24 protein-coding genes and 1 tRNA gene are annotated in these 21,623 nt (G+C 69.4%); 21 read left to right on the forward strand and 4 right to left on the reverse strand.

Annotated elements, in window-relative coordinates:
• Positions 1-92: 92 nt before the first annotated feature.
• The gene (gene eno / locus ACLIME_RS02200; RefSeq protein ID WP_056007454.1) at positions 93-1,373 is read left to right on the forward strand and encodes a phosphopyruvate hydratase; all 1,281 of its coding nucleotides are present in this window, start codon (positions 93-95) and stop codon (positions 1,371-1,373) included.
• On the opposite strand, the gene ACLIME_RS02205 is transcribed toward eno, so the two are convergent.
• Positions 1,363-1,611: a hypothetical protein gene (locus ACLIME_RS02205; RefSeq protein WP_411558103.1), complete on the reverse strand. Its 249-nt coding sequence runs from the start codon at positions 1,609-1,611 to the stop codon at positions 1,363-1,365. The genes eno and ACLIME_RS02205 overlap by 11 nt on opposite strands.
• Here ACLIME_RS02205 and ACLIME_RS02210 point away from each other — a divergent pair.
• The 14 genes from ACLIME_RS02210 (at position 1,589) to ACLIME_RS02275 (ending at position 11,008) form a co-directional block, all read left to right on the forward strand.
• The gene (locus ACLIME_RS02210) at positions 1,589-2,224 is read left to right on the forward strand and encodes a septum formation initiator family protein (RefSeq protein WP_411558104.1); all 636 of its coding nucleotides are present in this window, start codon (positions 1,589-1,591) and stop codon (positions 2,222-2,224) included. The genes ACLIME_RS02205 and ACLIME_RS02210 overlap by 23 nt on opposite strands.
• Positions 2,225-2,262: 38 nt before the next feature.
• Positions 2,263-2,784, forward strand: coding sequence for a DUF501 domain-containing protein (locus tag ACLIME_RS02215; RefSeq protein ID WP_124768964.1), 522 nt, complete (start codon positions 2,263-2,265; stop codon positions 2,782-2,784).
• Positions 2,785-2,888: 104 nt separating this feature from the next.
• Positions 2,889-4,127, forward strand: coding sequence for a S8 family serine peptidase (locus ACLIME_RS02220; RefSeq protein WP_411558105.1), 1,239 nt, complete (start codon positions 2,889-2,891; stop codon positions 4,125-4,127).
• Positions 4,128-4,193: 66 nt separating this feature from the next.
• On the forward strand, positions 4,194-5,744 hold the full coding sequence (locus tag ACLIME_RS02225; protein WP_411558106.1) for an NAD(P)/FAD-dependent oxidoreductase: 1,551 nt from the start codon (positions 4,194-4,196) through the stop codon (positions 5,742-5,744).
• A 102-nt stretch (positions 5,745-5,846) separates the two neighbouring features.
• Positions 5,847-5,920, forward strand: a tRNA-Leu gene (locus ACLIME_RS02230).
• Positions 5,896-6,144 carry a hypothetical protein gene (locus ACLIME_RS02235; protein WP_411558107.1) on the forward strand — a complete coding sequence of 83 codons (249 nt, stop codon included), beginning with the start codon at positions 5,896-5,898 and terminating at the stop codon, positions 6,142-6,144. The genes ACLIME_RS02230 and ACLIME_RS02235 overlap by 25 nt, the downstream gene beginning before the upstream one ends.
• Before the next feature lie 297 nt (positions 6,145-6,441).
• Entirely contained in the window at positions 6,442-6,777 is a 336-nt protein-coding gene (locus tag ACLIME_RS02240) for a hypothetical protein (protein WP_411558108.1), read from the forward strand.
• A gap of 8 nt (positions 6,778-6,785) precedes the next feature.
• Positions 6,786-8,015 (forward strand): NRAMP family divalent metal transporter, encoded by a 1,230-nt coding sequence (locus ACLIME_RS02245; protein WP_079705478.1) that lies wholly within the window; start codon positions 6,786-6,788, stop codon positions 8,013-8,015.
• The gene (locus ACLIME_RS02250) at positions 8,012-8,443 is read left to right on the forward strand and encodes a hypothetical protein (RefSeq protein ID WP_079705479.1); all 432 of its coding nucleotides are present in this window, start codon (positions 8,012-8,014) and stop codon (positions 8,441-8,443) included. The genes ACLIME_RS02245 and ACLIME_RS02250 overlap by 4 nt, the downstream gene beginning before the upstream one ends.
• Complete coding sequence (locus ACLIME_RS02255; RefSeq protein ID WP_411558109.1) at positions 8,430-8,777, forward strand: PRC-barrel domain containing protein; 348 nt, start codon at positions 8,430-8,432, stop codon at positions 8,775-8,777. Before ACLIME_RS02250 ends, ACLIME_RS02255 begins: the two co-directional genes overlap by 14 nt.
• A 166-nt stretch (positions 8,778-8,943) precedes the next feature.
• Positions 8,944-9,564 carry a CinA family protein gene (locus ACLIME_RS02260; RefSeq protein WP_411558110.1) on the forward strand — a complete coding sequence of 207 codons (621 nt, stop codon included), beginning with the start codon at positions 8,944-8,946 and terminating at the stop codon, positions 9,562-9,564.
• A 291-nt stretch (positions 9,565-9,855) separates the two neighbouring features.
• Positions 9,856-10,071 (forward strand): histone-like nucleoid-structuring protein Lsr2, encoded by a 216-nt coding sequence (locus tag ACLIME_RS02265; RefSeq protein ID WP_064296464.1) that lies wholly within the window; start codon positions 9,856-9,858, stop codon positions 10,069-10,071.
• 95 nt (positions 10,072-10,166) lie between these two features.
• The gene (locus tag ACLIME_RS02270; RefSeq protein WP_411558111.1) at positions 10,167-10,421 is read left to right on the forward strand and encodes a hypothetical protein; all 255 of its coding nucleotides are present in this window, start codon (positions 10,167-10,169) and stop codon (positions 10,419-10,421) included.
• A gap of 275 nt (positions 10,422-10,696) precedes the next feature.
• On the forward strand, positions 10,697-11,008 hold the full coding sequence (locus ACLIME_RS02275) for a rhodanese-like domain-containing protein (protein WP_064296463.1): 312 nt from the start codon (positions 10,697-10,699) through the stop codon (positions 11,006-11,008).
• Between the two features lie 67 nt (positions 11,009-11,075).
• On the opposite strand, the gene ACLIME_RS02280 is transcribed toward ACLIME_RS02275, so the two are convergent.
• Positions 11,076-11,513: a hypothetical protein gene (locus ACLIME_RS02280; RefSeq protein ID WP_159878169.1), complete on the reverse strand. Its 438-nt coding sequence runs from the start codon at positions 11,511-11,513 to the stop codon at positions 11,076-11,078.
• A gap of 107 nt (positions 11,514-11,620) precedes the next feature.
• On the reverse strand, positions 11,621-13,807 hold the full coding sequence (locus ACLIME_RS02285) for a hypothetical protein (RefSeq protein WP_411558112.1): 2,187 nt from the start codon (positions 13,805-13,807) through the stop codon (positions 11,621-11,623).
• A 206-nt stretch (positions 13,808-14,013) separates the two neighbouring features.
• Between ACLIME_RS02285 and ACLIME_RS02290 the strand changes: the two genes are divergently transcribed.
• The 6 genes from ACLIME_RS02290 to ACLIME_RS02315 all read left to right on the forward strand — a co-directional run bounded on the left by ACLIME_RS02290 (position 14,014) and on the right by ACLIME_RS02315 (position 20,055).
• Positions 14,014-14,643: a TetR/AcrR family transcriptional regulator gene (locus ACLIME_RS02290; RefSeq protein ID WP_411558113.1), complete on the forward strand. Its 630-nt coding sequence runs from the start codon at positions 14,014-14,016 to the stop codon at positions 14,641-14,643.
• A complete protein-coding gene (locus ACLIME_RS02295; protein ID WP_411558114.1) occupies positions 14,640-15,896 on the forward strand; it encodes an MFS transporter in 1,257 nt (418 codons plus the stop codon). Before ACLIME_RS02290 ends, ACLIME_RS02295 begins: the two co-directional genes overlap by 4 nt.
• Positions 15,896-17,140, forward strand: a complete 1,245-nt coding sequence (locus ACLIME_RS02300) for an alanine racemase (protein ID WP_411558115.1) — start codon at positions 15,896-15,898, stop codon at positions 17,138-17,140. The genes ACLIME_RS02295 and ACLIME_RS02300 overlap by 1 nt, the downstream gene beginning before the upstream one ends.
• Positions 17,140-18,450, forward strand: a complete 1,311-nt coding sequence (locus ACLIME_RS02305; protein ID WP_411558116.1) for a D-arabinono-1,4-lactone oxidase — start codon at positions 17,140-17,142, stop codon at positions 18,448-18,450. The genes ACLIME_RS02300 and ACLIME_RS02305 overlap by 1 nt, the downstream gene beginning before the upstream one ends.
• Positions 18,451-18,584: 134 nt before the next feature.
• On the forward strand, positions 18,585-19,151 hold the full coding sequence (locus tag ACLIME_RS02310) for a LemA family protein (protein WP_064296457.1): 567 nt from the start codon (positions 18,585-18,587) through the stop codon (positions 19,149-19,151).
• Positions 19,152-19,170: 19 nt separating this feature from the next.
• Entirely contained in the window at positions 19,171-20,055 is an 885-nt protein-coding gene (locus tag ACLIME_RS02315; protein WP_124768976.1) for a M48 family metalloprotease, read from the forward strand.
• Between the two features lie 78 nt (positions 20,056-20,133).
• On the opposite strand, the gene ACLIME_RS02320 is transcribed toward ACLIME_RS02315, so the two are convergent.
• Complete coding sequence (locus ACLIME_RS02320) at positions 20,134-21,621, reverse strand: hypothetical protein (RefSeq protein ID WP_411558117.1); 1,488 nt, start codon at positions 21,619-21,621, stop codon at positions 20,134-20,136.
• Positions 21,622-21,623: the final 2 nt, after the last annotated feature.

The following is a 21,623-nucleotide window of genomic DNA, read 5'->3' on the forward strand; positions in this document are numbered from 1 at the left end:
CGGCTCTGCGCCCGTTCAGCCGATGTCACTAGACTGAGCGCGGGCGGCCGTCGTACCCGTCCCACGTCCCAATCCCCACAAGGAGAACATCAGTGGCACTCATCGAGGCAGTAGGCGCTCGCGAAATTCTCGACTCCCGAGGCAACCCGACCGTCGAGGTCGAGGTGCTCCTGGAAGACGGCACGGTCAGCCGTGCAGCAGTCCCGTCCGGCGCATCGACCGGTGCGTTCGAAGCGTACGAGCTGCGTGACGGCGATGCCGCGCGTTACCTCGGCAAGGGTGTCGAGAAGGCGGTCGACGCCGTCCTCGACGAGATCGGCCCGGCACTCGAGGGCATCGAGGCGGACGACCAGCGCCTCGTCGACCACACCATGATCGAGCTCGACGGCACCGAGAACAAGAGCCGCCTGGGCGCGAACGCGATCCTCGGTGCGAGCCTCGCGGTCGCCCGTGCCGCTGCGGACTCCGCAGACCTGTCGCTCTACCGCTACGTCGGCGGCGCCAACGCCCACGTCCTCCCGGTCCCGATGATGAACATCATCAACGGTGGCTCGCACGCCGACACCGGCGTCGACATCCAGGAGTTCATGATCCTCCCGATCGGCGCTCCGAGCTTCCGTGAGGCGCTCCGCTGGGGCACCGAGACGTACCACACGCTCAAGGGCCTGCTGAAGTCGAAGGGCTTCGCGACCGGCCTCGGTGACGAGGGTGGCTTCGCCCCCGACTTCGAGCACAACCGTGCGGCCCTCGACTTCATCGTCGAGGCCATCGAGCAGGCCGGCTTCACGGTCGGCACCGACATCGCGCTCGGCCTCGACGTCGCCTCCAGCGAGTTCTACAAGGAGGGCGCGTACCAGTTCGAGGGCAAGGCGCTCAACAGCACCGAGATGACCGCGTACTACGCCGACCTCGTCGCGAACTACCCGCTCATCACCATCGAGGACCCGCTGGCCGAGGACGACTGGGCGGGCTACGCCCACCTCACCCCCGAGCTCGGCTCCAAGGTTCAGATCGTCGGAGACGACCTGTTCGTCACGAACCCGAAGCGTCTCGCCGACGGCATCGCCAAGGGCGCGGCGAACTCGCTGCTCGTCAAGGTCAACCAGATCGGGACGCTCACCGAGACGCTCGACGCGGTCTCCCTCGCGCAGCGCTCCGGCTACACGACGATCCTGTCGCACCGCTCCGGCGAGACCGAGGACACCACGATCGCCGACCTCGCGGTCGCCACGAACGCGGGCCAGATCAAGACCGGTGCGCCTGCGCGCAGCGAGCGGGTCGCGAAGTACAATCAGTTGCTGAGGATCGAAGAGGAGCTGGGCCAGGCAGCCGTCTACGCCGGCCGCAGCGCCTTCCCCCGGTTCACCGCCTAAGCATCGTCACCTGAAGGCTCTCAGGGGTGCCGATCGGCACCCCTGAGAGCCTTCGTCGTGTGCGGGAGGCGCCTGTGAAGAAGCCATCGATGCCGGCCGGCGGCGAGTCGAAGCCCACGTCGTCCGGCAGCGGAGCAGCGTCCTCCTCGTCCTCCGGCTCGTCGAAGCAGCGACCGACGTCGAAGCCCCGGTCGCGCTCCGCGGATGCCTCCTCCATGCGCGCCTCCTCGTCGTCCAAGCGCCCGACGGGAGCCACCGCGAAGCCCGCACGCTCCGCAGGCACAGCCCCGCGGTCGACGACGAAGGCACCGCGATCCGCGTTGGCCGGTTCCTCGGCACCGCGCTCGCGGACCGGCTCGACACGGACCGCCCCGGCACGCCAGTCGGACGCCGGCGGCTGGTTGCGGAGTCTGCGACTGTCCGGGTTCAGCGTCCTGCTCCTCGGAATCCTCGTGCTCGGGGTCGTCGTCCTCGCGCCGAACCTCAAGACCTTCCTCGAGCAGCGGCAGCAGATCGCCGCGCTGGAGGCCGGTGTCGCCGACACCCAGAAGAAGGTGGACGCGCAGCAGGCCGAACGCGAGCGCTGGAACGACCAGAGCTACGTCATGACGCAGGCGCGCGACCGCCTGTTCTACGCCCTGCCCGGCGAGGTCAGCTACATCATCATCAACGACGTCGACCCGGCCTCCTTGCCCACCACCGAGACACCCGTGAGCGACACGCTCGTCGACTCGCAGTCCGACTGGCTCGACGGCCTGCTGTCCTCGCTCGTCGCCACCGGCTACTCGCCGGCCCCCGTGGCGACCGAGACCCCTGCTCCCACGCAGACGACGCCGCCCGCCGGCGGCTGACGTCCGGACGCAGTGGTGAACCCGGCGATAATGGAACCATGAGCACCCCTCCCTTCGGCCCCGTCTCCGAGCGCGACGTCGAGATCGTGTCGGCGCAACTGGGACGCCCGGCCCGAAACGTCGTCGGCATCGCGGCGCGCTGTGTCTGCGGCGCCCCGACCGTCGTCTCCACCGCTCCTCGCCTGGCCGACGGCACGCCGTTCCCCACGTTCTACTACCTGACCCACCCGGCCGCCACGGCCGCGGTCTCATCGCTCGAGGCGACCCAGGTGATGAACGAGTACAACGAGCTCCTGGCCGAGGACGAAGCGGTCCGTGCCGACTACGCCACCGCACACACGGCCTACCTCGCCGACCGCACCTCCATCGCCGAGGTCGCCGAGATCGACGGGATCTCCGCCGGCGGCATGCCGGTGCGGGTCAAATGCCTCCACGCGCTCGTCGGCCACGCCCTTGCGGCTGGTCCGGGCGTCAACCCCATCGGCGACCTCGCGCTCGACCGCGCGAGCTGGAGCCCCGAGGTGTGCGCATGCGCGGACGGCCAGGCGGGGCAGGGATAGGCCCCGCACGCGACGGGGGTCGCCTGTGGGGGAGTGACGGACCGCGACGCGGAGACCGTCGTCGTCCGCGCGGCCTCCGAGGTGCACTGTCGGCGCTGTCCGCGATGCTTCTGGCGCTCCTGCTCGTGGGGACGCAGGCGCTCCCGGCGTCGGCGGACACCGTGCGCGACATGCAGTACTGGCTCGGCGACTACGGCTTCACGACGGCGTGGGAGACGACGAAGGGCGCCGGTGTCACCGTCGCCGTGATCGACACCGGTATCGCGAGCGGTCCGGCGGAGTTGACCGGGGCGGTCGCGGGTGGCGTCGACGTCTCCGGGCTCGGGAGTCCCGACGGGCGGACGCCGGTGGGTTCCGAGGGGAGCGAGCACGGGACGCTCGTCGCCTCGATGATCGCCGGTCGTGGCCGCACGGGCGGTGCCGGGGTCATCGGCGTGGCGCCCGAGGCCCGCCTGCTCTCCGTCTCGGTCGGGTTCGGCTCCGACGGGTCGGCCGTCGTCCCCTGGGACGATCAGATCGCGACCGCCGTCCGGTGGGCGGTGGACAACGGTGCGGACGTCATCAACATGTCGCTGACGCGCAACAGCCTCGACTGGCCGACGAGCTGGGACGACGCCTTCCTCTACGCCTTCTCGCACGACGTCGTCGTGGTGGCTGCAGCGGGCAACCGGGGGAGCGGGACGGTCGAGGTCGGTGCTCCGGCGACGATCCCGGGTGTGCTGACCGTCGCCGGTGTGGACCGCGCGGGGTCGGCGAGCTTCGACGCCTCGAGCCAGGGCATCACGATCGCCGTCGCTGCGCCGAGCGAGCAACTCGTCGGGGTGACGCCCGCCGGGTCCTACGTGCAGTGGCAGGGGACGAGCGGGGCGGCACCGATCGTCTCCGGACTCGTGGCCCTCGTCCGCTCCGCCTGGCCGGAGCTCAGCGCCGCCGACGCCATCAAGCGCGTGACGGCAACGGCGAAGCAGGTGGGCGACTCCGCACAGAGCCCCATCTACGGGGCAGGACTGATCGACGCCGCGAAGGCGGTCAGCGGTTCCGTCGGCCCGGCGGCGACCTCGCCGGAGCAGCAGCTGTCCGACTGGATCACGCTCTACCGACGGGCCCCGCAGGCCCCCGATCCCGATCCGGGTGCCGAGCAGCCGTCGCCGACACCGGAGCCGGTACCCCCGGCGATCCCGGAGAACGAGGCCGTCGAGGTGCGCGCCAACCCGTTCCTCCCGACGCCGAGCACTCTGCTCTACGGCTCGCTGCCACTGGCGCTCCTCCTCGGAACTGGTAGCCTGGTCACGCTCGGTGTCATAGGCGCTACCAGGCATTTCAAGCGGGTGCTGCAGAAGTAGTACCCTGTTCCGATATTCTCAGACACTCATCTGAACCAATCGTCTTGACGTAGGAGATCGTTCGCCGTGCCCAAAATTCTGATCGTCGGTGGTGGTTACGCCGGGTTCTACACCGCATGGAAGCTCGAGAAGCAGCTTCGTCGTGGTGAGGCCGAAGTCACCATGGTCGACCCGCTGCCCTACATGACCTACCAGCCCTTCCTGCCGGAGGTCGCCGCCGGTTCCATCGAGCCGCGTCACGCGGTCGTCTCGCCGCGTCGCCACCTGAAGCACACCAACGTGATCACCGCCAAGGTCACGGGCATCAACCACGCCGAGAAGAAGGCGACCATCACGCCTGAGGTCGGTGAGCCCTGGGAGGTCGACTACGACATCATCGTCGTCACCGCCGGAGCCGTCTCCCGCACCTTCCCGATCCCCGGTGTCGCCGACACCGCGATCGGTCTCAAGACCATCGAAGAGGCCGTCGCGATCCGCGACCGCGTGCTCTCCAACTTCGACAAGGCCGCGAACCTGCCGGCCGGGCCCGAGCGCGACCGCCTGCTGACCTTCACGGTCGTCGGTGGCGGCTTCGCCGGTATCGAGGTCTTCGCCGAGCTGCGTTCGTTCGCGAGCTCGCTGCTGAAGTTCTACCCGCAGCTCTCCTTCGAGGACACGCACTTCCACCTCATCGAGGCCATGGGTCGCATCATGCCCGAGGTCAAGATCGAGACGAGCCACTGGGTCCTCAAGAACCTGGCCGAGCGCGGCGCGCTCGTGCACCTCGACACCCAGCTGCAGTCGGCTGTCGACGGCAAGATCGAGCTCTCGACCGGTGAGTCGTTCGAGTCCGACCTCATCGTCTGGACCGCCGGTGTCATGGCGAACCCGGGCGTCGTCCGCGGTGGCGACCTCCCCGTCGAGGAGCGCGGTCGCATCAAGACCCGCGCCGACCTCCGCGTCGGCACCGACGACGACATCGTCGAGGGTGCCTGGGCGGCCGGCGACGTCTCCGCCGTCCCCGACCTCAGCGGTGGTGGCGTCGGCGGGTTCTGCGTGCCGAACGCACAGCACGCCGTCCGTCAGGGCAAGCTGCTCGCGAAGAACATCACCGCGGTCCTCCGTGGCGAGGAGCCGAAGAACTACTTCCACAAGAACATGGGTGCGGTCGCCGGTCTCGGCATCGGCGTCGGTGTCTTCCAGTCCGGCAACCTCGCGATCAAGGGCCTCCCGGCCTGGTTCGCGCACCGTGGGTACCACGGGCTGGCCATGCCGAGCTTCGAGCGCAAGTTCCGCGTGTTCGGTGGCTGGTGGAACAACTTCTGGCTGGGACGCGACATCGTCTCCCTGTCGGCCGTGCAGAACCCGCGTGAGGCCTTCGAGACCTTCGCGTCGCGCCCGAAGCCCCCGGCAGACGCTGCGGCCCCCGCAGCAGCTCCGGCGGCTCCCGCAACGGCTGAGAAGCCCGCTCGCAAGGCTCCCGTCAAGCGCAAGCCGAAGGCCGCCCCGGCCGAGCCCGCAGCGCCTGCCGCCGAGGCCCCCGCTGCCGAGGCTCCTGCTGCTGCTGGCGCCCCGACCGGTGCCGACGACGAGCAGGCCTATGCGACGCCCGCTGAGGAAGTCAGCGCGAACAAGTAGTCCGGTCCGGAGCCCAGCTCCGTTCCTCGAGAGGCGCATGTCATCCGGTCCGCCGGGGCATGCGCCTCTCGGCGTTCGACGCCTCGATACGATGAGGTGCACGCCCCCGTAGCCCAACTGGCAGAGGCAGGCGACTTAAAATCGCCGCAGTGTGGGTTCGAACCCCACCGGGGGTACCGCCCTGGGCGGCGAGATCACGCAGATCCGGGAGGAGGACATCGCGTCCATCAGCGATGTCTCCTCCGGCGTCATCGAGCTTGTCGTCCAAGTCACCGCCGACCAGACCACCGATGATGAGGCGAAGCGGTTGTGGATCATGGTGTCGAGCCTCGTCGGAACCACCTGCCCTGAACTGCAGTCGGTGATCGTGCAGACGGCCGGCGATGTCACGAGCAACTGATGTCCAGCGGCTGTCTGAGGCGCGGCCAGCCAAGCTCACTGGACGCCTCAACGTGTCGACGTCGGCGGGCAGCACGCCGAACTGAGCAGAGTGGAACGTGGCAGGTCAAGGGCGTTTGCGTTGCAGCGACGAAGGAGTACCGTCTGGCTGGTGAATCTGGATGTGAGACGTCGAAACATCGCGCGGGGTCGCTCGTCGGTCAGCGTCCGGGGCGGTGCCGTAGCCGTTGCCCTCGCCATGGTGGTGGTGTCGAGTGGCTGCTCGGGGGGTGCGGTCCCGACGATCGGAGCGGCGGCGGTGCAGCTTGATTCCGCCGTGCAGACGGCATCCCTTGCTCTCCAGCAGGCGGACGCCGACATCACCTTCACGCCCGTCGCGGAGACGACGCTCGAGAACGCGATCACCGAGGTCGACGACGTCTCGACGCAGCTGAGCGAGACTCCGGTTCAGACCGGCCGCGAGCAGGATGCGAAGCGTCAGGCCACGGCCGTGCTGCAGGACGCCGTCGCAGTCCTCGACGACGCCCGCACGGCACTCCAGGCCGGCGACGACCTCCCCGACACCGTGGAGCAGTTGCAGCAGACGGCGAAGCAGACGGCCGAACTCCGCGAGCGGTGGGAGCCGTTCTCGTGAGCGGTGTGATGAAGCGTGTTCTCGGTGTCGCGCTCGGTGTCCTCACCGCGATCGGTGGCTTCCTCGACATCGGAGACCTCGTCACCAACGCGGTCGTCGGCTCGCGGTTCGGGCTGTCGCTCGCCTGGGTGGTGCTCGTCGGCGTCGTCGGCATCTGCCTGTTCGCGCAGATGTCCGGGCGCGTCGCTGCGGTGAGTGGCCGGGCGACGTTCGAGATCATCCGGGAGCGCCTCGGGCCGAAAGCAGGGCTCGCCAACCTGAGCGCGTCGTTCCTCATCAACCTCCTCACGCTCACGGCCGAGATCGGCGGTATCGCCCTTGCTCTGCAGCTCGCGTCGAGCGTGTCTCCAGGCCTGTGGATCCCGGTCGCCGCGTTCGCCGTCTGGCTGGTGATCTGGCGGGTGAAGTTCTCGATCATGGAGAACGTCACCGGGCTCGTGGGCCTGTGCCTGATCGTGTTCGCCGTCGCCCTGTTCCTCCTCGGCCCGGACTGGTCGAAGCTCGCGGAGCAGGCGTTCGCGCCGTCCGTGCCGGGTTCCGAGTCGGCGGGCGCGTACTGGTACTACGCCGTCGCCCTCTTCGGAGCGGCGATGACACCTTACGAGGTGTTCTTCTTCTCCTCCGGTGCGGTCGAGGAGAAATGGACGAAGAAGGACATCGGGCAATCGCGCATCAACGTGCTCGTCGGGTTCCCCCTCGGCGGTGTGCTGTCGGTCGCGATCGCCGCCTGCGCCACCATCGTGCTGCTGCCCCGTGGGATCGAGGTTTCCTCGCTGTCGCAGATCGTCCTCCCGGTGGCGGAGGCCGGCGGCAAGCTCGCGGTCGCGTTCGTGATCGTCGGCATCGTCGCAGCGACGTTCGGCGCGGCCCTCGAGACGACCCTGTCGAGTGGCTACACGCTGGCGCAGTTCTTCGGCTGGTCGTGGGGCAAGTTCCGGAAGCCGGCGGAGGCGGCGCGGTTCCATGTCGCGATGATCGTCTGTCTGCTCGTCGGCCTCGCCGTTCTGGCGACCGGTGTCGACCCGATCCTCGTGACGGAGTACTCGGTGGTGTTCTCCGCGATCGCACTGCCGCTCACCTACTTACCGATCCTCATCGTGGCCAACGACGAGCAGTACATGGGCGATGCGCGCAACGGCAGGGTGACGAACGCGTTCGCGCTCGTCTATCTGGTGATCATCCTCGTCGCCTCGATCGCAGCCATCCCCCTGATGATCCTGACAGGAGCCGGAGCATGACCCGCCGATCCAAGCGCTTCGACGCACCATTGCCGGTGCTGGAACCGGCCGAACAGTACGCCGGACAGGTGCTCGACGCCCGGCTGCACCTCCTCGACCGGCAAGTACTCGACCGCGACGGTGTCCCGGTGCAGGTCGTCGACGACCTCGAACTCAGTGACGTCCCCTTCGGCGAGTCGATCCCTTCGGAAACGCCGGCGCCGGTCATCGAGTCGATCCTCAGCGGCCCCGTCCTCGGCACGCGGATATTCGGCGGACGTCCGCCCTCGAGTCGGTTCCATCGCGTGTCGTGGGACCGGATCGCGGAGATCGGCATCGCGATACACCTCGGCGTGGCAGGCTCGACGCTCGACGTGACGTGGGTCGAGCGTTGGGTGCGCGACCGCATCATCTCTCGCATTCCCGGAGGCCACCATGATCCTGAGTGACGTCCTGCGCTCGCGCGTCCTCGACGACGAGGGGCGGTCGGTCGGCATCGTCATTGACGCCCGGTTCGTGCTCGAGGGCGTCCCGCATGGCCCGCTCGCCGACGCGCGCTTGGTCGGCTTCATCGTCAGTCCCCACACCGGTAGCTCGTTCCTCGGCTACGAGCGCCACGACGACGGCCGGCCGGCGCTCATCGCCCGCGTCCTTCGCTGGCACCACCGAGGCTCGTTCCTCGTGCACTGGGAGGACATTGCGCGCCTTGACGAAACACGCGTCATCCTCCGTCCAGGCTACCGACGCATCTCACCGGCGCTGCTCGGCGCCCAGCGACGGTGAAGCCGCGGCGAGAGCCGTAACCGGGAGGTGCCGTTCGAGCGCCAGGGAGGCTCGAGGTCGACCGAACAGTCCGAATCCGGTCTCGTGTCCGAGCAGGTGCTGCCCGGTGGGTCGTGAGCGGTCAAGGCCTTGGCGGTGCGTGTGGCCTGAAGTTAGCGTGCGAGGCATGGATCCGAAGGAGAACGCAGCACAGGGTGACGAGCTGATTGCGGTGCCGACACCTCACGAACTCGCCAGAGACGCGATGGACGGCTCCGCTATTCCCGTGGAGACCGTGGACAGTGCCGGCACGGAGAATTCGAGTGAGACACTCGCGGAACGCATAGCGGCCACCGCGCTGCAAGGGGGTATTCGTGTCGGTGTGGCCGAGTCTCTGACCAGTGGGGCGATCGCGTCGACGCTCGGCGCCGCGTCAGATGCAGGCGAGTGGTTCTCGGGTGGAATCGTGGCCTACCGACCCGAGGTGAAGTTCGACGTACTCGGTGTTCCGCCAGGCCCGGTCATCACCGCGACTGCCGCGCAGCGGATGGCGTCAGGGTGCGCGCGCGTGCTCGCAAGCACGGCGACTGTCGCGGTCACGGGCGCGGGGGGCCCGGGACCGCAGGAAGGGCAGCGCGCCGGAACCGTGTTCATCGCCGTCCGTACTGAGCACGACGAAACCGTGCAGCAGTGCTGGTTCCCGGGCGATCCGAGAACGGTTGTGATGAAGACCGTCGAGGCCGCTCTGGAACTGCTGGCGACCACCCTGGAGAACGCCGCCTCCGGGGCGTCCCGCTCCGCTGAGTGAGCAGCCCGGCTAGTCCCACCGGACGACGCCGATGTCCGCATATGAGTTGGCGTACTTCTGCCCTGTGGGCGCTCTGGACTACACGATCCTCATCCGGTTCCGAACCGCCAGATCATCTGAGTTCACCCTCCTCTCGCCGGGCGCAGGCATCGCTCAACGGCGCGTGATCATGCACCCCGACGAGCCCGTCCTGTTCGAGTTCACCACGATCCTCGATCCCACTCCAGTGCGGGTAGTCGTCCCCGCAGACGACGTGGACTACTGCCGCCACTCCCGTGGAAGGATGGACGCATGGCTACCCGCACGATCACGACGCTCGTCGACGACCTCGACGGTTCCGACATCCCTCGCGGGCTGGGGGAGACGGTCCGGTTCGGCATCGACGGCGAGAACTACGAGATCGACCTGACCGACGACAACGCGGCGGCACTGCGCGAGACCCTGGCGTCATACGTCGAGGCCGCACGACCCGTCATCGCTTCGGCATCGCTCCGCCGGCTGCACTGAGCGGTCGCCCGCACGGCGGTCGTACCCCTCTGCACGTTCGCCCCGATCCTGCAAGGGTCCCTGCCGGGCTTGGGGGCGCGACTAGCGTGCTCAGCATGAGTACTCCGAGCGACCACGACCACGCCCTGAACGACGACGAGCAGACGAGCAAAGACCGCACGTACAGCCCCTCCAGCGAGGCGGAGACGGCGGCCAAGCAGGGCGACGGGCAGCCCGTCGTCCGTGATCCCGACATCGCCTCCGGCATGATCAACGTCGCCCCCGGGACCGGTGGTCCGGACGACACCGGCGACGTCGACGTCAACCCGGGTGAGCTCCACATCCCTCGCGATCCCGACAGCGCGCACTGAGACAACGATGCCTCGGGCGTTGACCCCTGAACGGGGTGCACAAAACGCACGACGCGAACGCGACACGGCGGTGTTGCGTCACGCGAGGTGCCTCCCGTCCGCTACCTTCGAGGTGGGGGCGTCACCCGTGAGCCGGTCCCGGAAGCCGCAAGCTTCTTGGTCGACCGGTTGCTAGACGCCTCAAGTGAGGGCGAGGTATTCGGGTTACCTCGCCCTCACGCTTGCCCGCCGCATCTTCCGGCCCGGCCGTACGTCCTCGACGGTAGGCTGAAACGATGCAGGAGATCACCCCAACCGAACTGAGCAAGCTCGAGCAGGCCGTCATCATCGACGTCCGCGAAGCCGACGAGGTCGCCGTCGCCAGCGTGCCCGGTGCCCGGCACCTGCCGATGTCGTCCTTCCTCGACCACCTCGACGAGGTGCCCCGCGAAGAGACCGTGTACGTGATGTGTCACTCCGGCGGTCGCAGTGCCCGCGTCACGGGATACCTCGAACAGCAGGGCTATGACGCCGTGAACGTCACCGGGGGCATCTCCGAGTGGGCCGCCAGCGGCCTGCCGGTCGAGCGTCCCGCCGACGCCGGCTGAGTCCTCCCCGACGAGCGGATCGCGATGGTCGCGAGCCGTGCCGTGCCGTGCGGTGCGGGCGATCGGATCAGCGCCGCTTGCGTCTCGCGATCTCGTCCGCGAGCTGCTGCACCAGGGCGGGGTCCGCGTCGCGCGCGAGGGCGACGTAGTGGTCCATGACGTCCGGGCGGTAGCGCACGGGCAACGTCTGTCCGGGGGCGAGTCGGGTGAGCTCCGTGATCGTGAAGTTCTCGTCGGCGATCCCGCGGAACGAGCGGCCGTCGGCGGTCTCCACGTCGAGCATCAGGACCAGGCGTGGATTGTTGTTGACCTCCCGCCAATCGACGAGGACACCGAGCGCCAGCGTCCCCGTCCGCAGTTCGGCGTTCCGCTTGCGAGCATCTCCGCTGAGGACCGGATTCGGGGCGACGCCGGGGAATGCGGGCCCGACGCCCAGTGCTTCCCGACTCAGGTCAGGCCTGAGCTGCGCCATGAGATCGTCGAGCTTCCTCTTCGAACCGAACATCCCGAACCCTCTCGCACCTCGGCACCGGGTTCTCGACCCGGTGTGTGGCCTTCACCGCGATTGTAGGCCAGGGCCGTTCGCGACCGCCGTCGCCGGAGGAGTCTGGCCTAGCGCGCGTCGATGAGCGGCCGGAGGTGACGGTTCCAGGCCCACGTCCCAGCTCCGACCGCCGCGAAGGCGAGCGACCCCAGCAGGAGCCCGACGAGCGTGTCACCCGCACCCGGAACCGTCGCCGTCGGGCCCAGGAGTCCGAACAGCAGTGTGAATCCCACGAACGCGCTGCCGAGCCACACCGGCCTCGACCAGGCGAGGATGGCGCGTCCACCGAGCGGCCCGAGGGGGAGGAGCGCGATCGACGCGGATCCGATCCCCGCGATCGCGGTCAGGTTCACGGCCTCGACGAGCATCGCGCCCACGCCGCCGCTCGGCTCACCGGCCAGCGCCGACACGAGCCAGGCGATCGAACCGAGCCCGGCGGCCGCAGCGACCCGGGCCAGCGCGAGGCGGCCCGCGATGCGTGGCGTGATGGCATCGGAATCGGTCTCCGTCGAGGTTGTCGAGCCGGCTTCATGCGTTTTGGGTCTCCGTGTCGGTCGGAGTTCGGTCAGTAGTGCGAAGAGCAGTGCCGGCTGCAGGGCCAGGAGGCGTGAGAGCGCGGTGACGACACCGACCGCCACCAGTCCGCCGACACGGACGCTGACGCGCATCGAGCCCAGCCTGGCTCGGCGGGCGACGACGAGTTGCGCGAGGAGGCCCACGACGTTGATCGCGACCACGGCGATGAGTGAGGCGAACCACAGCCGGAGGTACGCCGGCTGACCGGTCACCGGGTGCGCGAACATGAGGATGCCTGCCGCGAGCACGGCGGTGACGACGGCCATCGCCGTGCGACTCGGGAGTGGGACCGACGGGACCCGCTCGAACTCGTCCCTCGGTCGGTTGCGCCCGGTCACCGCTGCACGACGACGGTCGGCGATCGTGGCGCGCCAGGGGGCGATGGAGGTCGCGAGGAGTCGGGCCGGGATCGCGATGAGCGCAACCGCCGCGAGGGCGAGGAGTGCGGCGAGCCACCAGACCGGCTGGCCGCGTCCGTCGATCGTGGAGGCGAGGGTTTGCGTGAACGGCGTCGTCCCTGACCAGAGTCCGCCACCACCGGTGGGTGGAGCGGCGCCTGGTGCCGGTTCGCCGCTCGGCGACGGGGTCGGCTGCTGCGTCCCCGGAGCGGGTGTCCCCGGCGCGGGCGCGGGCGCGGTGCCGTCGGACGGCGATGGGGAGGCGGACGGTGCCGGCGTGGCGGGCGCGGCCGATGCGTCGCCGAACGTCAGGGTGATCGCCGTACTCGCCCCGCTCGTGTTGCCCGCGGCATCCTGTTGGATCGCGAGGACGACGTGCGCGCCCGCCGGTACGCCCCCGCCCGAGCAACTCCACACGCCACCGGTGACGACCGCCGTGCAGACCGACGTCGAGTCGGCGAAGACGGTGACGGTCGCGCCCTCCTCGCCGGTGCCGGCGTAGCTTGCCGCCGAGGTCGGCATCGCCTGTCCGGCCGTCGGTGAGGACATGACAGGCGGGGCCGGAGCGTCGCGGTCGATGGTGAGCATGACCGGGGCGGACGCGTCGGAGCGCTGATTGCCGCTGAACGAAGCCTGCTGCGTCGCCGTCACGGAGACGTCGCCGGCCGGCAGCGGCTCGCCCAGCACACAGAACCAGCTTCCGGAGCTGTCCGCCGCGAAACTGCAGGTGGCACCGGAGTCGGCGCGGACCGTCACCGTCGCTCCGGGGTGGGCGGTGCCGCGGACGCCGCCGTTGCTCGGCGTCCCCTCCGTGATGGTGGGCGGGCCGAGCGCGGACACGGAGATCTGCGCGGAGAGCGTCTCCGGGCCGCCGACCTCGATGGCGGTGATGAGCAGTCCGCCGCCGTCGGGCAGGTCGATCGAGCAGGACCACTCGGTGCTGTCGTCCTGCGGCAGGATGCAGACCGGCTCGAGACCGTCGCCGACCTGCAGCTGGACCCCCGTGCCGGCGTCCTTCGTCCCGGTGACGGTGGTGCTGCCGCTGCCGATGAAAGAACCGGAATCGGGGCTCGTGATGGTCGGCCCGTCGAGCGGCGGTGGTGTCGGCGTCGCAGCGCTCTCGCTCGGGGTGGGGAGCGGTTCGGGCGTCGCCGATGCAGGGCCCGCGACGGTCGTCGTCCAGAGTCCGGCCGAGAGGAAGACGGCGAGGAGGATCGCGACGCGTCCGATCGAGCGATTCGATCGGACTCCTGTTCCTGCGCGCGCGTGTTCCCCGGTCACCGTCTCCATTCCCCCAAGATCACCGCGGGAAGTCAACCTCCCGCGCCAGATCGGGTCACATTCTCGGCCGATCCGCACGGGAAAACCGTCGCGACAGGTGCGCTCGGGCCGGCGGTCCGCCATACTTGCGCGACTGGGTCATCCGTCCCAGTCGAGTCGACCGCGATGGAGCGGCACGACCCGTGGGCGCCCCGGGAAGGGTTGCGATGCCGAGGATCTCCGTTGTCGACCGACGAGCCGAGCTGATCAGCGCCGCCCTCCGCGTCGTCGCAGCCGAGGGCGTCGCCGCCGCCACGACCAGGGCCATCGTGGCCGAGGCCGGGATGTCGCTGGCCAGCTTCCACTACGCCTTCGCCTCCCGCGACGAGCTCCTCGCCGAACTGGTCGCACACGTCGTCGAGCATGAACGCGTCGTCCTCGACGTCGGCGAGCTGCTGACGGACGAGGAGGCCCGTCAGGAGCATCCGCCCACTCTCGAGGCCGTCGTCCGTGCCGGCCTCGAACGCTACGTCGACCTCCTCCGCGCCGATCCGGCTCGGGAGGCGGCGATGCAGGAGCTCAGCGCCTACGCGATGCGGACGCCGGGCCTCGAGCACCTCGCGCTCGAGCAGTACCGACGGTACGAGGAGCTCGCGCGTGAGGCGCTCGCGCTCGCCGCCACGGTCAGCGGCAGCACCTGGACGCAGCCGGTCGACGAGATCGCGCGGACCGTCATCGCCTTCACCGACGGGCTGACACTCGGCTGGCTGGTGCGACGCGACGATGCCGAAGCCCGGCGACTCGTCGGGACGGTGGCGCACCTCGTCGCGACCCTCGCCGAACCGGGGCCGAGATGAGCGGCCTCGGCACCGCAGCCGTCGACCACCCGGCCGACCGACGGGTCACCGGGCGCTGGGTCGCCGCCTTCGCGGTCGCCTGGCTGGGCGTCTGGATGGCCCAGCTCGCCCCGCTGCAGCTCCTCCTGCCCGCGCAGATCGACGCGACGCTCGCTCCCGAGCACTGGGTGGACAGCGTCGTCGCCTTCGGCGTCGTCGCCGGGGCGGCCGGACTCTGCTCCATCGTCGTGTATCCGCTGACGGGCGCCCTGTCCGACCGCACACGGTCGCGGTTCGGGAGACGCCGCCCGTGGATCGCAGCTGGTGCGCTCGTCTTCGCCCTGGGGCTCGTCCTCCTCGGACTCCAGAGCGGCATCGTCGGCATCGGCGTCTGCTGGTGCCTCGCCATCATCGGCTTCTGCATCCTGGGAGCGGCGCTCACCGCGACCATCTCCGATCAGGTGCCGGTGGGGCAGCGCGGCTTCGTCTCGGGGTGGATCTCCGCTCCGCAGGCTGTCGGGGTCATCCTCGGCATCGCCTTCCTGCTCCTGCTCGGCGCCCAGATGGTCCTGGGGTACCTGGCGCTCGCCGTCCTCCTCATCGTGCTCGTCGTGCCCTTCCTCCGGCTGCCCGATCCACTCCCGACGGGTGATCGACCCGTGCCACTCACCGTGCACGCGCTCCTGGAGAGCCTCTGGATCTCACCGCGACGGCACCCCGACTTCGCCTGGACCATGCTCAGCCGCGTCCTCGTGAACCTCGGCAACGCCTTCAGCACCTCGCTGCTGTTCTACTTCCTGCTCTTCGGGCTCGGGGACGCCGACGCCGAGACCGACCTCCTGCTGGTCACGGTCGTCTACACGGTGTTCGTGGTCGGGTCCTCGATCCTGCTCGGCCGACTGTCCGACCGCATCGGCCGACGACGAGTCTTCGTCGTCGCGGCCTCCGCCTCACAGGCGCTCGCCGCACTCCTGCTCGCGATCTGGCCCTCGCTGCCGATGGGGTTCGTGTCGGCGGCGCTCATCGGGCTCGGCTACGGCTGTTTCATGTCGGTCGACCAGGCGCTCGCGACGCAGGTCCTGCCGGACCCGGCGTCGCACGGCAAGGACCTCGGCATCATGAACATCGCCCAGGCGGTGCCGCAGGCGGTCGCTCCGCTCATCGGCGCCTTCCTCGTCGCCTGGCTCGGCGGATTCGCCGGCCTCTACCTCGTCTCCGCGGCCTGCGCCGTCGCAGGGGCGGTCGCCGTCACCCGAGTACGAGGAGTGCGCTGATGAGCATCGAACTGACCGCAGGCGGCCGGGTGTCCGACCCGATGCCCTGGCTCGACCCGAGACGGTACTGGGGCGGTATCGAGCGGGCCGTGTCGGACGTCGACTCGCCCGTCGCCGTCCTGCAGCTCGGAGCCCTCCGCCACAACACGCACGACATGCTCCGACGGGCCGCGGGGAAACCGATCCGCGTCGCCAGCAAATCCATCCGTGTCCGAGCGGTGATCGACGCGCTCCTCAGACAACCCGGATACGCCGGCGTGCTGGCCTACTCCCTGTCCGAGGCGCTCTGGTTGTCCGAGACGGTGGACGACATCGTGGTCGGCTACCCGACGGCGGAGCGGGGTGCCATCGCGCGGCTGGCAGCCGACGAACGGGCGGCCTCGCGGATCACCCTGATGATCGACTCCCTCGACCACCTCGACCTCGTCGACGCGGTGACACCTCCGGAGCGACGTGCACGCATCCGCGTGTGCATCGAGCTCGACGCCTCGTTCCGCGCGCCCGCCCTCGGCCACGTCGGTGTCCGCCGCTCGCCCCTGCGCACGCCGGACGAGGTCCGGGCTCTCGCGGAGGCGGTCGTCGCCCGACCCGGTTTCAGCCTGGTCGGGATCATGGCCTACGAGGCGCAGATCGCCGGGCAGGGGGACGACCTCGCGGGTCGACCGGCGTGGTCGGCTGCGCTCCGCGCGATCCAGCGGCGCTCGTGGGCCGAACTCCGGGAACGTCGTGCCGCCGTGGTCGCGGAGGTGCGAGCGGTCGCGGAGCTGGAGTTCGTCAACGGCGGCGGGACGGGATCCCTGGAGCTCACCGCGTCCGACGACTCGGTGACCGAGATCGCCGCCGGGAGTGGCGTCTTCGGCGGACACCTCTTCGACCACTACCGGGCGTTCACCCCGGCACCGGCCGCGGCATTCGGTCTGTCGGTCGTCCGGAAGCCGTCGCCGGAGCTCGCGACGATCCTCGGCGGCGGATGGGTCGCCTCCGGTCCGCCAGGGCTCGACCGCCTCCCGCTCATCGCGTGGCCGGAGGGCCTCGAGATGCTCCCGCGGGAGATGGCCGGCGAGGTGCAGACGCCGGTCTCCGGGGCTGCGGCTGCGTCGCTCCGGCTCGGTGACCGCGTCTGGTTGCGGCACACGAAGTCCGGGGAGCTCAGCGAACGGGTGGACGCCTTCCACGTGGTCGGGGACCACGGGGTGGAAGCCGTCCTACCGACGTACCGCGGCGAAGGGCAGGGGTTCGTCTGATGGGGAAGACGACATCGTGGACGAACTGGGCGCGGACCGAGCGGGCATGGCCCGTGCGGGTCGAGCGGCCCGACGCGGTCGGCGCGGTGCAGCGCCTCGTGCGTGCTGCAGCGGGGGCGGGCCTCCCGATCAAGGCGGTCGGAGCCGGACACAGCTTCACCGGGATCGCCGTCGCGCCCGGTGTGCTGCTCGAGCTCGACGCCCTGAGCGGTCTGGTCCGGGTCGATCGGGAACGCAACCGCGTGACCCTCCGCGCCGGTACGCGCCTCCATGACATCCCGCGCCTCCTCGAACCGTACGGTCTCGCCATGCCGAACCTCGGCGACATCGACCGGCAGACTGTCGCCGGCGCGATCTCCACCGGCACCCACGGGACCGGGATGGCGTTCGGCGGCATCGCGACGCAGGTCGTCGGGGTGACGATGGTGACGGCGGACGGCGAGCTGCTGACGTCGGACGCCCAGCAGGAACCAGGGCTCCTCCCGGCACTGGCGCTCGGGCTCGGCGCGCTCGGGATCCTCGTCGAGGTCACGCTGCAGTGCGTCCCGGCGTTCGTGCTGCACGCGGTGGAGCGGCCGGAGCCGCTCGACGAGCTGCTGCCGGCGCTGCTCGACCGGGCCGCCGCCGTCGACCACTTCGAGTTCTACTGGTTCCCGCACACCGCGACCGCCCTGACCAAGACGAACCACCGGCTGCCGGGTGACGCGCCCACCAGGCCACTCCGTCCGGTCGCGAAGTGGGTCGACGACACGCTCCTCGCCAACGGGGTCTACCGGGTCCTCTGCAACACGGGCGTCGTCGCGCCGGCCACCGTCCCGCGCGTGAACCGGCTCGCGGACCGCCTCGTCGGCGACCGTGAGTTCACCGATCGGTCGACGCGCGTGTTCACCACGAGCCGCACGGTGCGGTTCGTGGAGATGGAGTACGCGGTTCCGCTCGAGCACCTCCCGACCGCGTTCGCCCGGATCCGCGCACTCATCGAGGAGCGGGGGTGGCGGATCTCCTTCCCCATCGAGGTCCGGGTCGCGGCGGCCGACGAGCTGTGGCTCTCCACGGCATCAGGTCGTGCGACCGGATACGTCGCCGTGCACCGCTTCTTCCGTGAGGACCCGGGGGAGTACTTCCGCGCCGTCGAGGCGATCATGATCGAGTTGGGCGGTCGGCCCCACTGGGGCAAACTGCACGGCCGTGACGCGTCGTCCCTGCGCGGCGTCTATCCTCGCTTCGACGAGTTCGTCCGCCTCCGCGACCGCCTCGACCCCGGCCGCCTGTTCGGCAACCGGTACCTCGCCCGCGTCCTCGGCGAGTGACGGCCCGCCGGGTGTCCGGTGCGTCCGCGCTGCACGCCTGCTGCGTGCTTCCTCCGAACTCCCCAAGGGCACCGGTGCGTCGCAGGTAGAATGAGCAGACCCGCTCTCCATCGACTCACAAGGAGCCCATCCTCATGGAATGGCTGATCCCAGTCCTCATCGTCGTCGCCCTGGTCGTCATCGTCGGCATCTACTTCTGGGTGACGTACAACTCGCTCGTGACGCTGAACGTGCGGGTCGAGGAAGCATGGAGCGACATCACCGTCCAGCTGAAGCGACGCGCCGACCTCATCCCGAACCTCATCGAGGCGGTCAAGGGGTATGCGGCGCACGAGAAGGCCGTGTTCGAGAACGTGACGAAGGCTCGTGCCGAGACGCTCACCGCGCAGGGGCCGGCGGCCGTGAGTGAGGCCGAGACCCACATGCAGCAGGCGCTGAAGAGCATCTTCGCCGTCGCGGAGGCCTACCCGCAGCTGCAGGCGAGCCAGAACTTCCTCCAGCTCCAGTCCGAGATCGTCGACACCGAGGACAAGATCCAGGCCTCGCGCCGCTTCTACAACGGCGGTGTCCGGGAGCTGAACACCAAGGTCAAGGTGTTCCCGAACAACCTGTTCGCCAAGGGCCTCGGCTTCTCGGAGCACGACTTCTTCGAGGTCACCGACAACGCGGCGATCGCCGAACCGCCGCGCGTCCAGTTCTGACGTGCGGTAGCGCAGTCCCATGTACCGCGCCATCGCCAGGAACAAGCTCAACACGGTCCTGATCTTCGTCGTCTTCCTGGTCATCATCGGCGGCCTCGGTTGGCTCGCGGGGTATCTCTACCAGAACCTGACGATCACGATCGTGGTGCTCGTCGTGGCCGTCGTGTACGCGGTGATCCAGTACTTCTTCGCCGGGCGGCAGGCCATCGCGATGACCGGTGCGCAGCGCATCGAGCTGGCCGACAACCCGAGGCTGTACCGCATCGTCGAGAACCTCGCGATCACCACCGGGACGCCGATGCCCGAGGTGTACCTCATCGTCGACCCGGCGCCCAACGCCTTCGCGACGGGTCGCGACCCCCAGCACGCGATGGTGGCCGCGACGACCGGCCTCCTCGAGATCCTCAACGACGCCGAGCTGGAGGGGGTCATGGCCCACGAACTCGGTCACGTCCGCAACTACGACATCCGCGTGTCCATGGTCGTCTTCGGGCTCGTCGTCGCGATCGGGTTCCTCTCCGACATGCTCCTCCGGATGACGATCTGGGGTGGCGGCAACCGGAACAACAACAACGGCGGCAACCCCGTCATGCTGATCATCGGCATCGTGGCGATGCTCGTGGCACCGCTGCTCGCGACGCTCGTCCAGCTGTCCATCTCACGGCAGCGTGAGTACCTCGCCGACGCGACGGGCGCCCTCACGACCCGTCACCCGGAAGCGCTCGCGAGCGCGCTGGGGAAGCTCGCCGCCTACGGTCGACCGATGGCGAAGCAGAACTCGTCCATGGCGCACCTCTGGATCTCCGACCCGTTGAAGCCCGGCGCGGTGGCCCGCTTGTTCAGCACCCACCCGCCGCTCGTCGAACGGATCAAGCGCCTGAGCACCATCGGCGGCGGCTTCTAGGCGAGGGCCTCCCGGCCCCGATACACGAATGGGGCGGCACCCGGAGGTGCCGCCCCATTCGGCGTTCAGGCGAAACCGTTACTCGGTCTGCTCGTCGGAGTCGAACGTCACCGTGACCTTGTCGTCGGCGTCGATCGTGATCTTGCCGGGGAAGTTCAGGTACGTGTCCCACACCTGCTGACCCGCCACGGCGCTGCCGTACCAGGAGGCGTCGAACGAGCCGTCGATCCGGCCGTCCGAGGTGTAGAAGTACGAACCGCTCTCATCGACCTCGACGGTCGGGGGAGAGGTGAGCGTCCAGGTCACCGGGCCGACACTCGTGAACTGCTTCTGCTGCCAGTCCGGCATGACGCCACAGGTGGTGTCGAGCGTGGTGGCGTCGAGGCACTTCTCGATCATCGCGACGACCTGCTTCGTGACCTCGGTCGTGAGCGCCTCGGTGGCGGTCACGTCGATGTCGATGAAGGCCGAACCCTCGCCGGCGCTGTACGAGCTCAGCGTGATGGTCTGGGCGTCGCCCTGCAGGTACTTGCTCTCCGGCGGAGCGACCGTGTAGATGGCCGGGTAGGCGAACAAGCTCTCGTCGGACGCGCCGTCGAAGTTGACGCCGTTGACGCTGAACGCCGTGCCACCGAGACCGGTGTAGACGTTGATGCTGCCGACGAGGGAGCTGGCGAGCTTCCACTGGTCGAAGAACAGGAACTGCTTGCCTTCGCTCTCGAGCGTGACCGAGTCCTCGTACTTCTTGCCACCGAGCTCGTACGTGACCTGCACGCGTGCCTCGCCGTTGCGGTTGTAGACGCGGCCGACCTCAGGGTTCTTGATGCGCTCGTCGGCGCCCTTCAGGACCTCGTTGGTGAGCAGCGCGGTCGGCTTGACGGCGGCCGGGGCCTCGGCTTCGGCGTCCGCATCCGGGTCGGCCGACGCGGACGGGTCCGGGGTCGCCTCGGGCTCTGCGGACTCGTCGTCGGTGCTGCCGACGATCGAGGGGTCCGGCGCGACGAGGCTCGTCGCGAGCTTCGCGTCGCCGGCGGCGATGGCCTTGAGGTATTCCTCGACCTTCGCCTGCGGGCCGAACGCCGTGGTGTTCAGCACGCTGATGGTGATGGCGGCGGCGGCGATGAGCACGAGTGCGCCACCGGCGATCGACGACCACAGGATGATCCGCTTCTTCTGCTTCGGGTCCATCGGCTGCTTCGGAGCGCCGGTCGCGTACGGGTTCTGTGCCGTCGCGTACTGGCCGTTGGGCTGCTGGCCCTGCTGGTACGGGTTCTGGGCGCCGGTCTGCTGACCGTAGGGAGCCGGGGGCGCCTGGTTCGGCGTCTGCTGCTGCCCGGACTGGTACGGGTTCTGCTGACCCTGCTGACCCTGCTGGTACGGGTTCGGCGTCTGCTGCTGGCCCTGCTGGTACGGGTTCGGCGTCTGCTGCTGTCCGGACTGGTACGGGTGGGGCTGCTGCTGACCCTGCTGGTACGAGCGCTGCTGGTCGCCCTGGGACGGCTGGTTGTGCTGCTCGCCCGGGTTCGGTCGGCCTGGTTGCTGTGGTGTGGTGTCGTCGTTGCTCATGG

Source organism: Plantibacter sp. MPB07 (assembly GCF_046619465.1).
In the GTDB taxonomy this organism is placed as follows: Bacteria; Actinomycetota; Actinomycetes; order Actinomycetales; family Microbacteriaceae; genus Plantibacter; species Plantibacter auratus.

What these genes read in the sequence shown, in the direction of transcription:
- ACLIME_RS02270 (WP_411558111.1), top strand. Translation starts at nt 10,167, where the DNA reads ATGAGTACTCCGAGCGACCACGACCACGCCCTGAACGACGACGAGCAG.
- ACLIME_RS02250 (WP_079705479.1), top strand. Translation starts at nt 8,012, where the DNA reads ATGACCCGCCGATCCAAGCGCTTCGACGCACCATTGCCGGTGCTGGAA.
- ACLIME_RS02210 (WP_411558104.1), top strand. Translation starts at nt 1,589, where the DNA reads ATGCGCGCCTCCTCGTCGTCCAAGCGCCCGACGGGAGCCACCGCGAAG.
- ACLIME_RS02310 (WP_064296457.1), top strand. Translation starts at nt 18,585, where the DNA reads ATGGAATGGCTGATCCCAGTCCTCATCGTCGTCGCCCTGGTCGTCATC.
- ACLIME_RS02215 (WP_124768964.1), top strand. Translation starts at nt 2,263, where the DNA reads ATGAGCACCCCTCCCTTCGGCCCCGTCTCCGAGCGCGACGTCGAGATC.
- ACLIME_RS02275 (WP_064296463.1), top strand. Translation starts at nt 10,697, where the DNA reads ATGCAGGAGATCACCCCAACCGAACTGAGCAAGCTCGAGCAGGCCGTC.
- ACLIME_RS02305 (WP_411558116.1), top strand. Translation starts at nt 17,140, where the DNA reads ATGGGGAAGACGACATCGTGGACGAACTGGGCGCGGACCGAGCGGGCA.
- ACLIME_RS02290 (WP_411558113.1), top strand. Translation starts at nt 14,014, where the DNA reads ATGCCGAGGATCTCCGTTGTCGACCGACGAGCCGAGCTGATCAGCGCC.
- ACLIME_RS02265 (WP_064296464.1), top strand. Translation starts at nt 9,856, where the DNA reads ATGGCTACCCGCACGATCACGACGCTCGTCGACGACCTCGACGGTTCC.
- ACLIME_RS02260 (WP_411558110.1), top strand. Translation starts at nt 8,944, where the DNA reads ATGGATCCGAAGGAGAACGCAGCACAGGGTGACGAGCTGATTGCGGTG.
- ACLIME_RS02255 (WP_411558109.1), top strand. Translation starts at nt 8,430, where the DNA reads ATGATCCTGAGTGACGTCCTGCGCTCGCGCGTCCTCGACGACGAGGGG.
- ACLIME_RS02295 (WP_411558114.1), top strand. Translation starts at nt 14,640, where the DNA reads ATGAGCGGCCTCGGCACCGCAGCCGTCGACCACCCGGCCGACCGACGG.
- ACLIME_RS02315 (WP_124768976.1), top strand. Translation starts at nt 19,171, where the DNA reads ATGTACCGCGCCATCGCCAGGAACAAGCTCAACACGGTCCTGATCTTC.
- ACLIME_RS02300 (WP_411558115.1), top strand. Translation starts at nt 15,896, where the DNA reads ATGAGCATCGAACTGACCGCAGGCGGCCGGGTGTCCGACCCGATGCCC.
- ACLIME_RS02320 (WP_411558117.1), bottom strand. Translation starts at nt 21,621, where the DNA reads ATGAGCAACGACGACACCACACCACAGCAACCAGGCCGACCGAACCCG.
- ACLIME_RS02220 (WP_411558105.1), top strand. Translation starts at nt 2,889, where the DNA reads ATGCTTCTGGCGCTCCTGCTCGTGGGGACGCAGGCGCTCCCGGCGTCG.
- ACLIME_RS02280 (WP_159878169.1), bottom strand. Translation starts at nt 11,513, where the DNA reads ATGTTCGGTTCGAAGAGGAAGCTCGACGATCTCATGGCGCAGCTCAGG.
- ACLIME_RS02245 (WP_079705478.1), top strand. Translation starts at nt 6,786, where the DNA reads ATGAAGCGTGTTCTCGGTGTCGCGCTCGGTGTCCTCACCGCGATCGGT.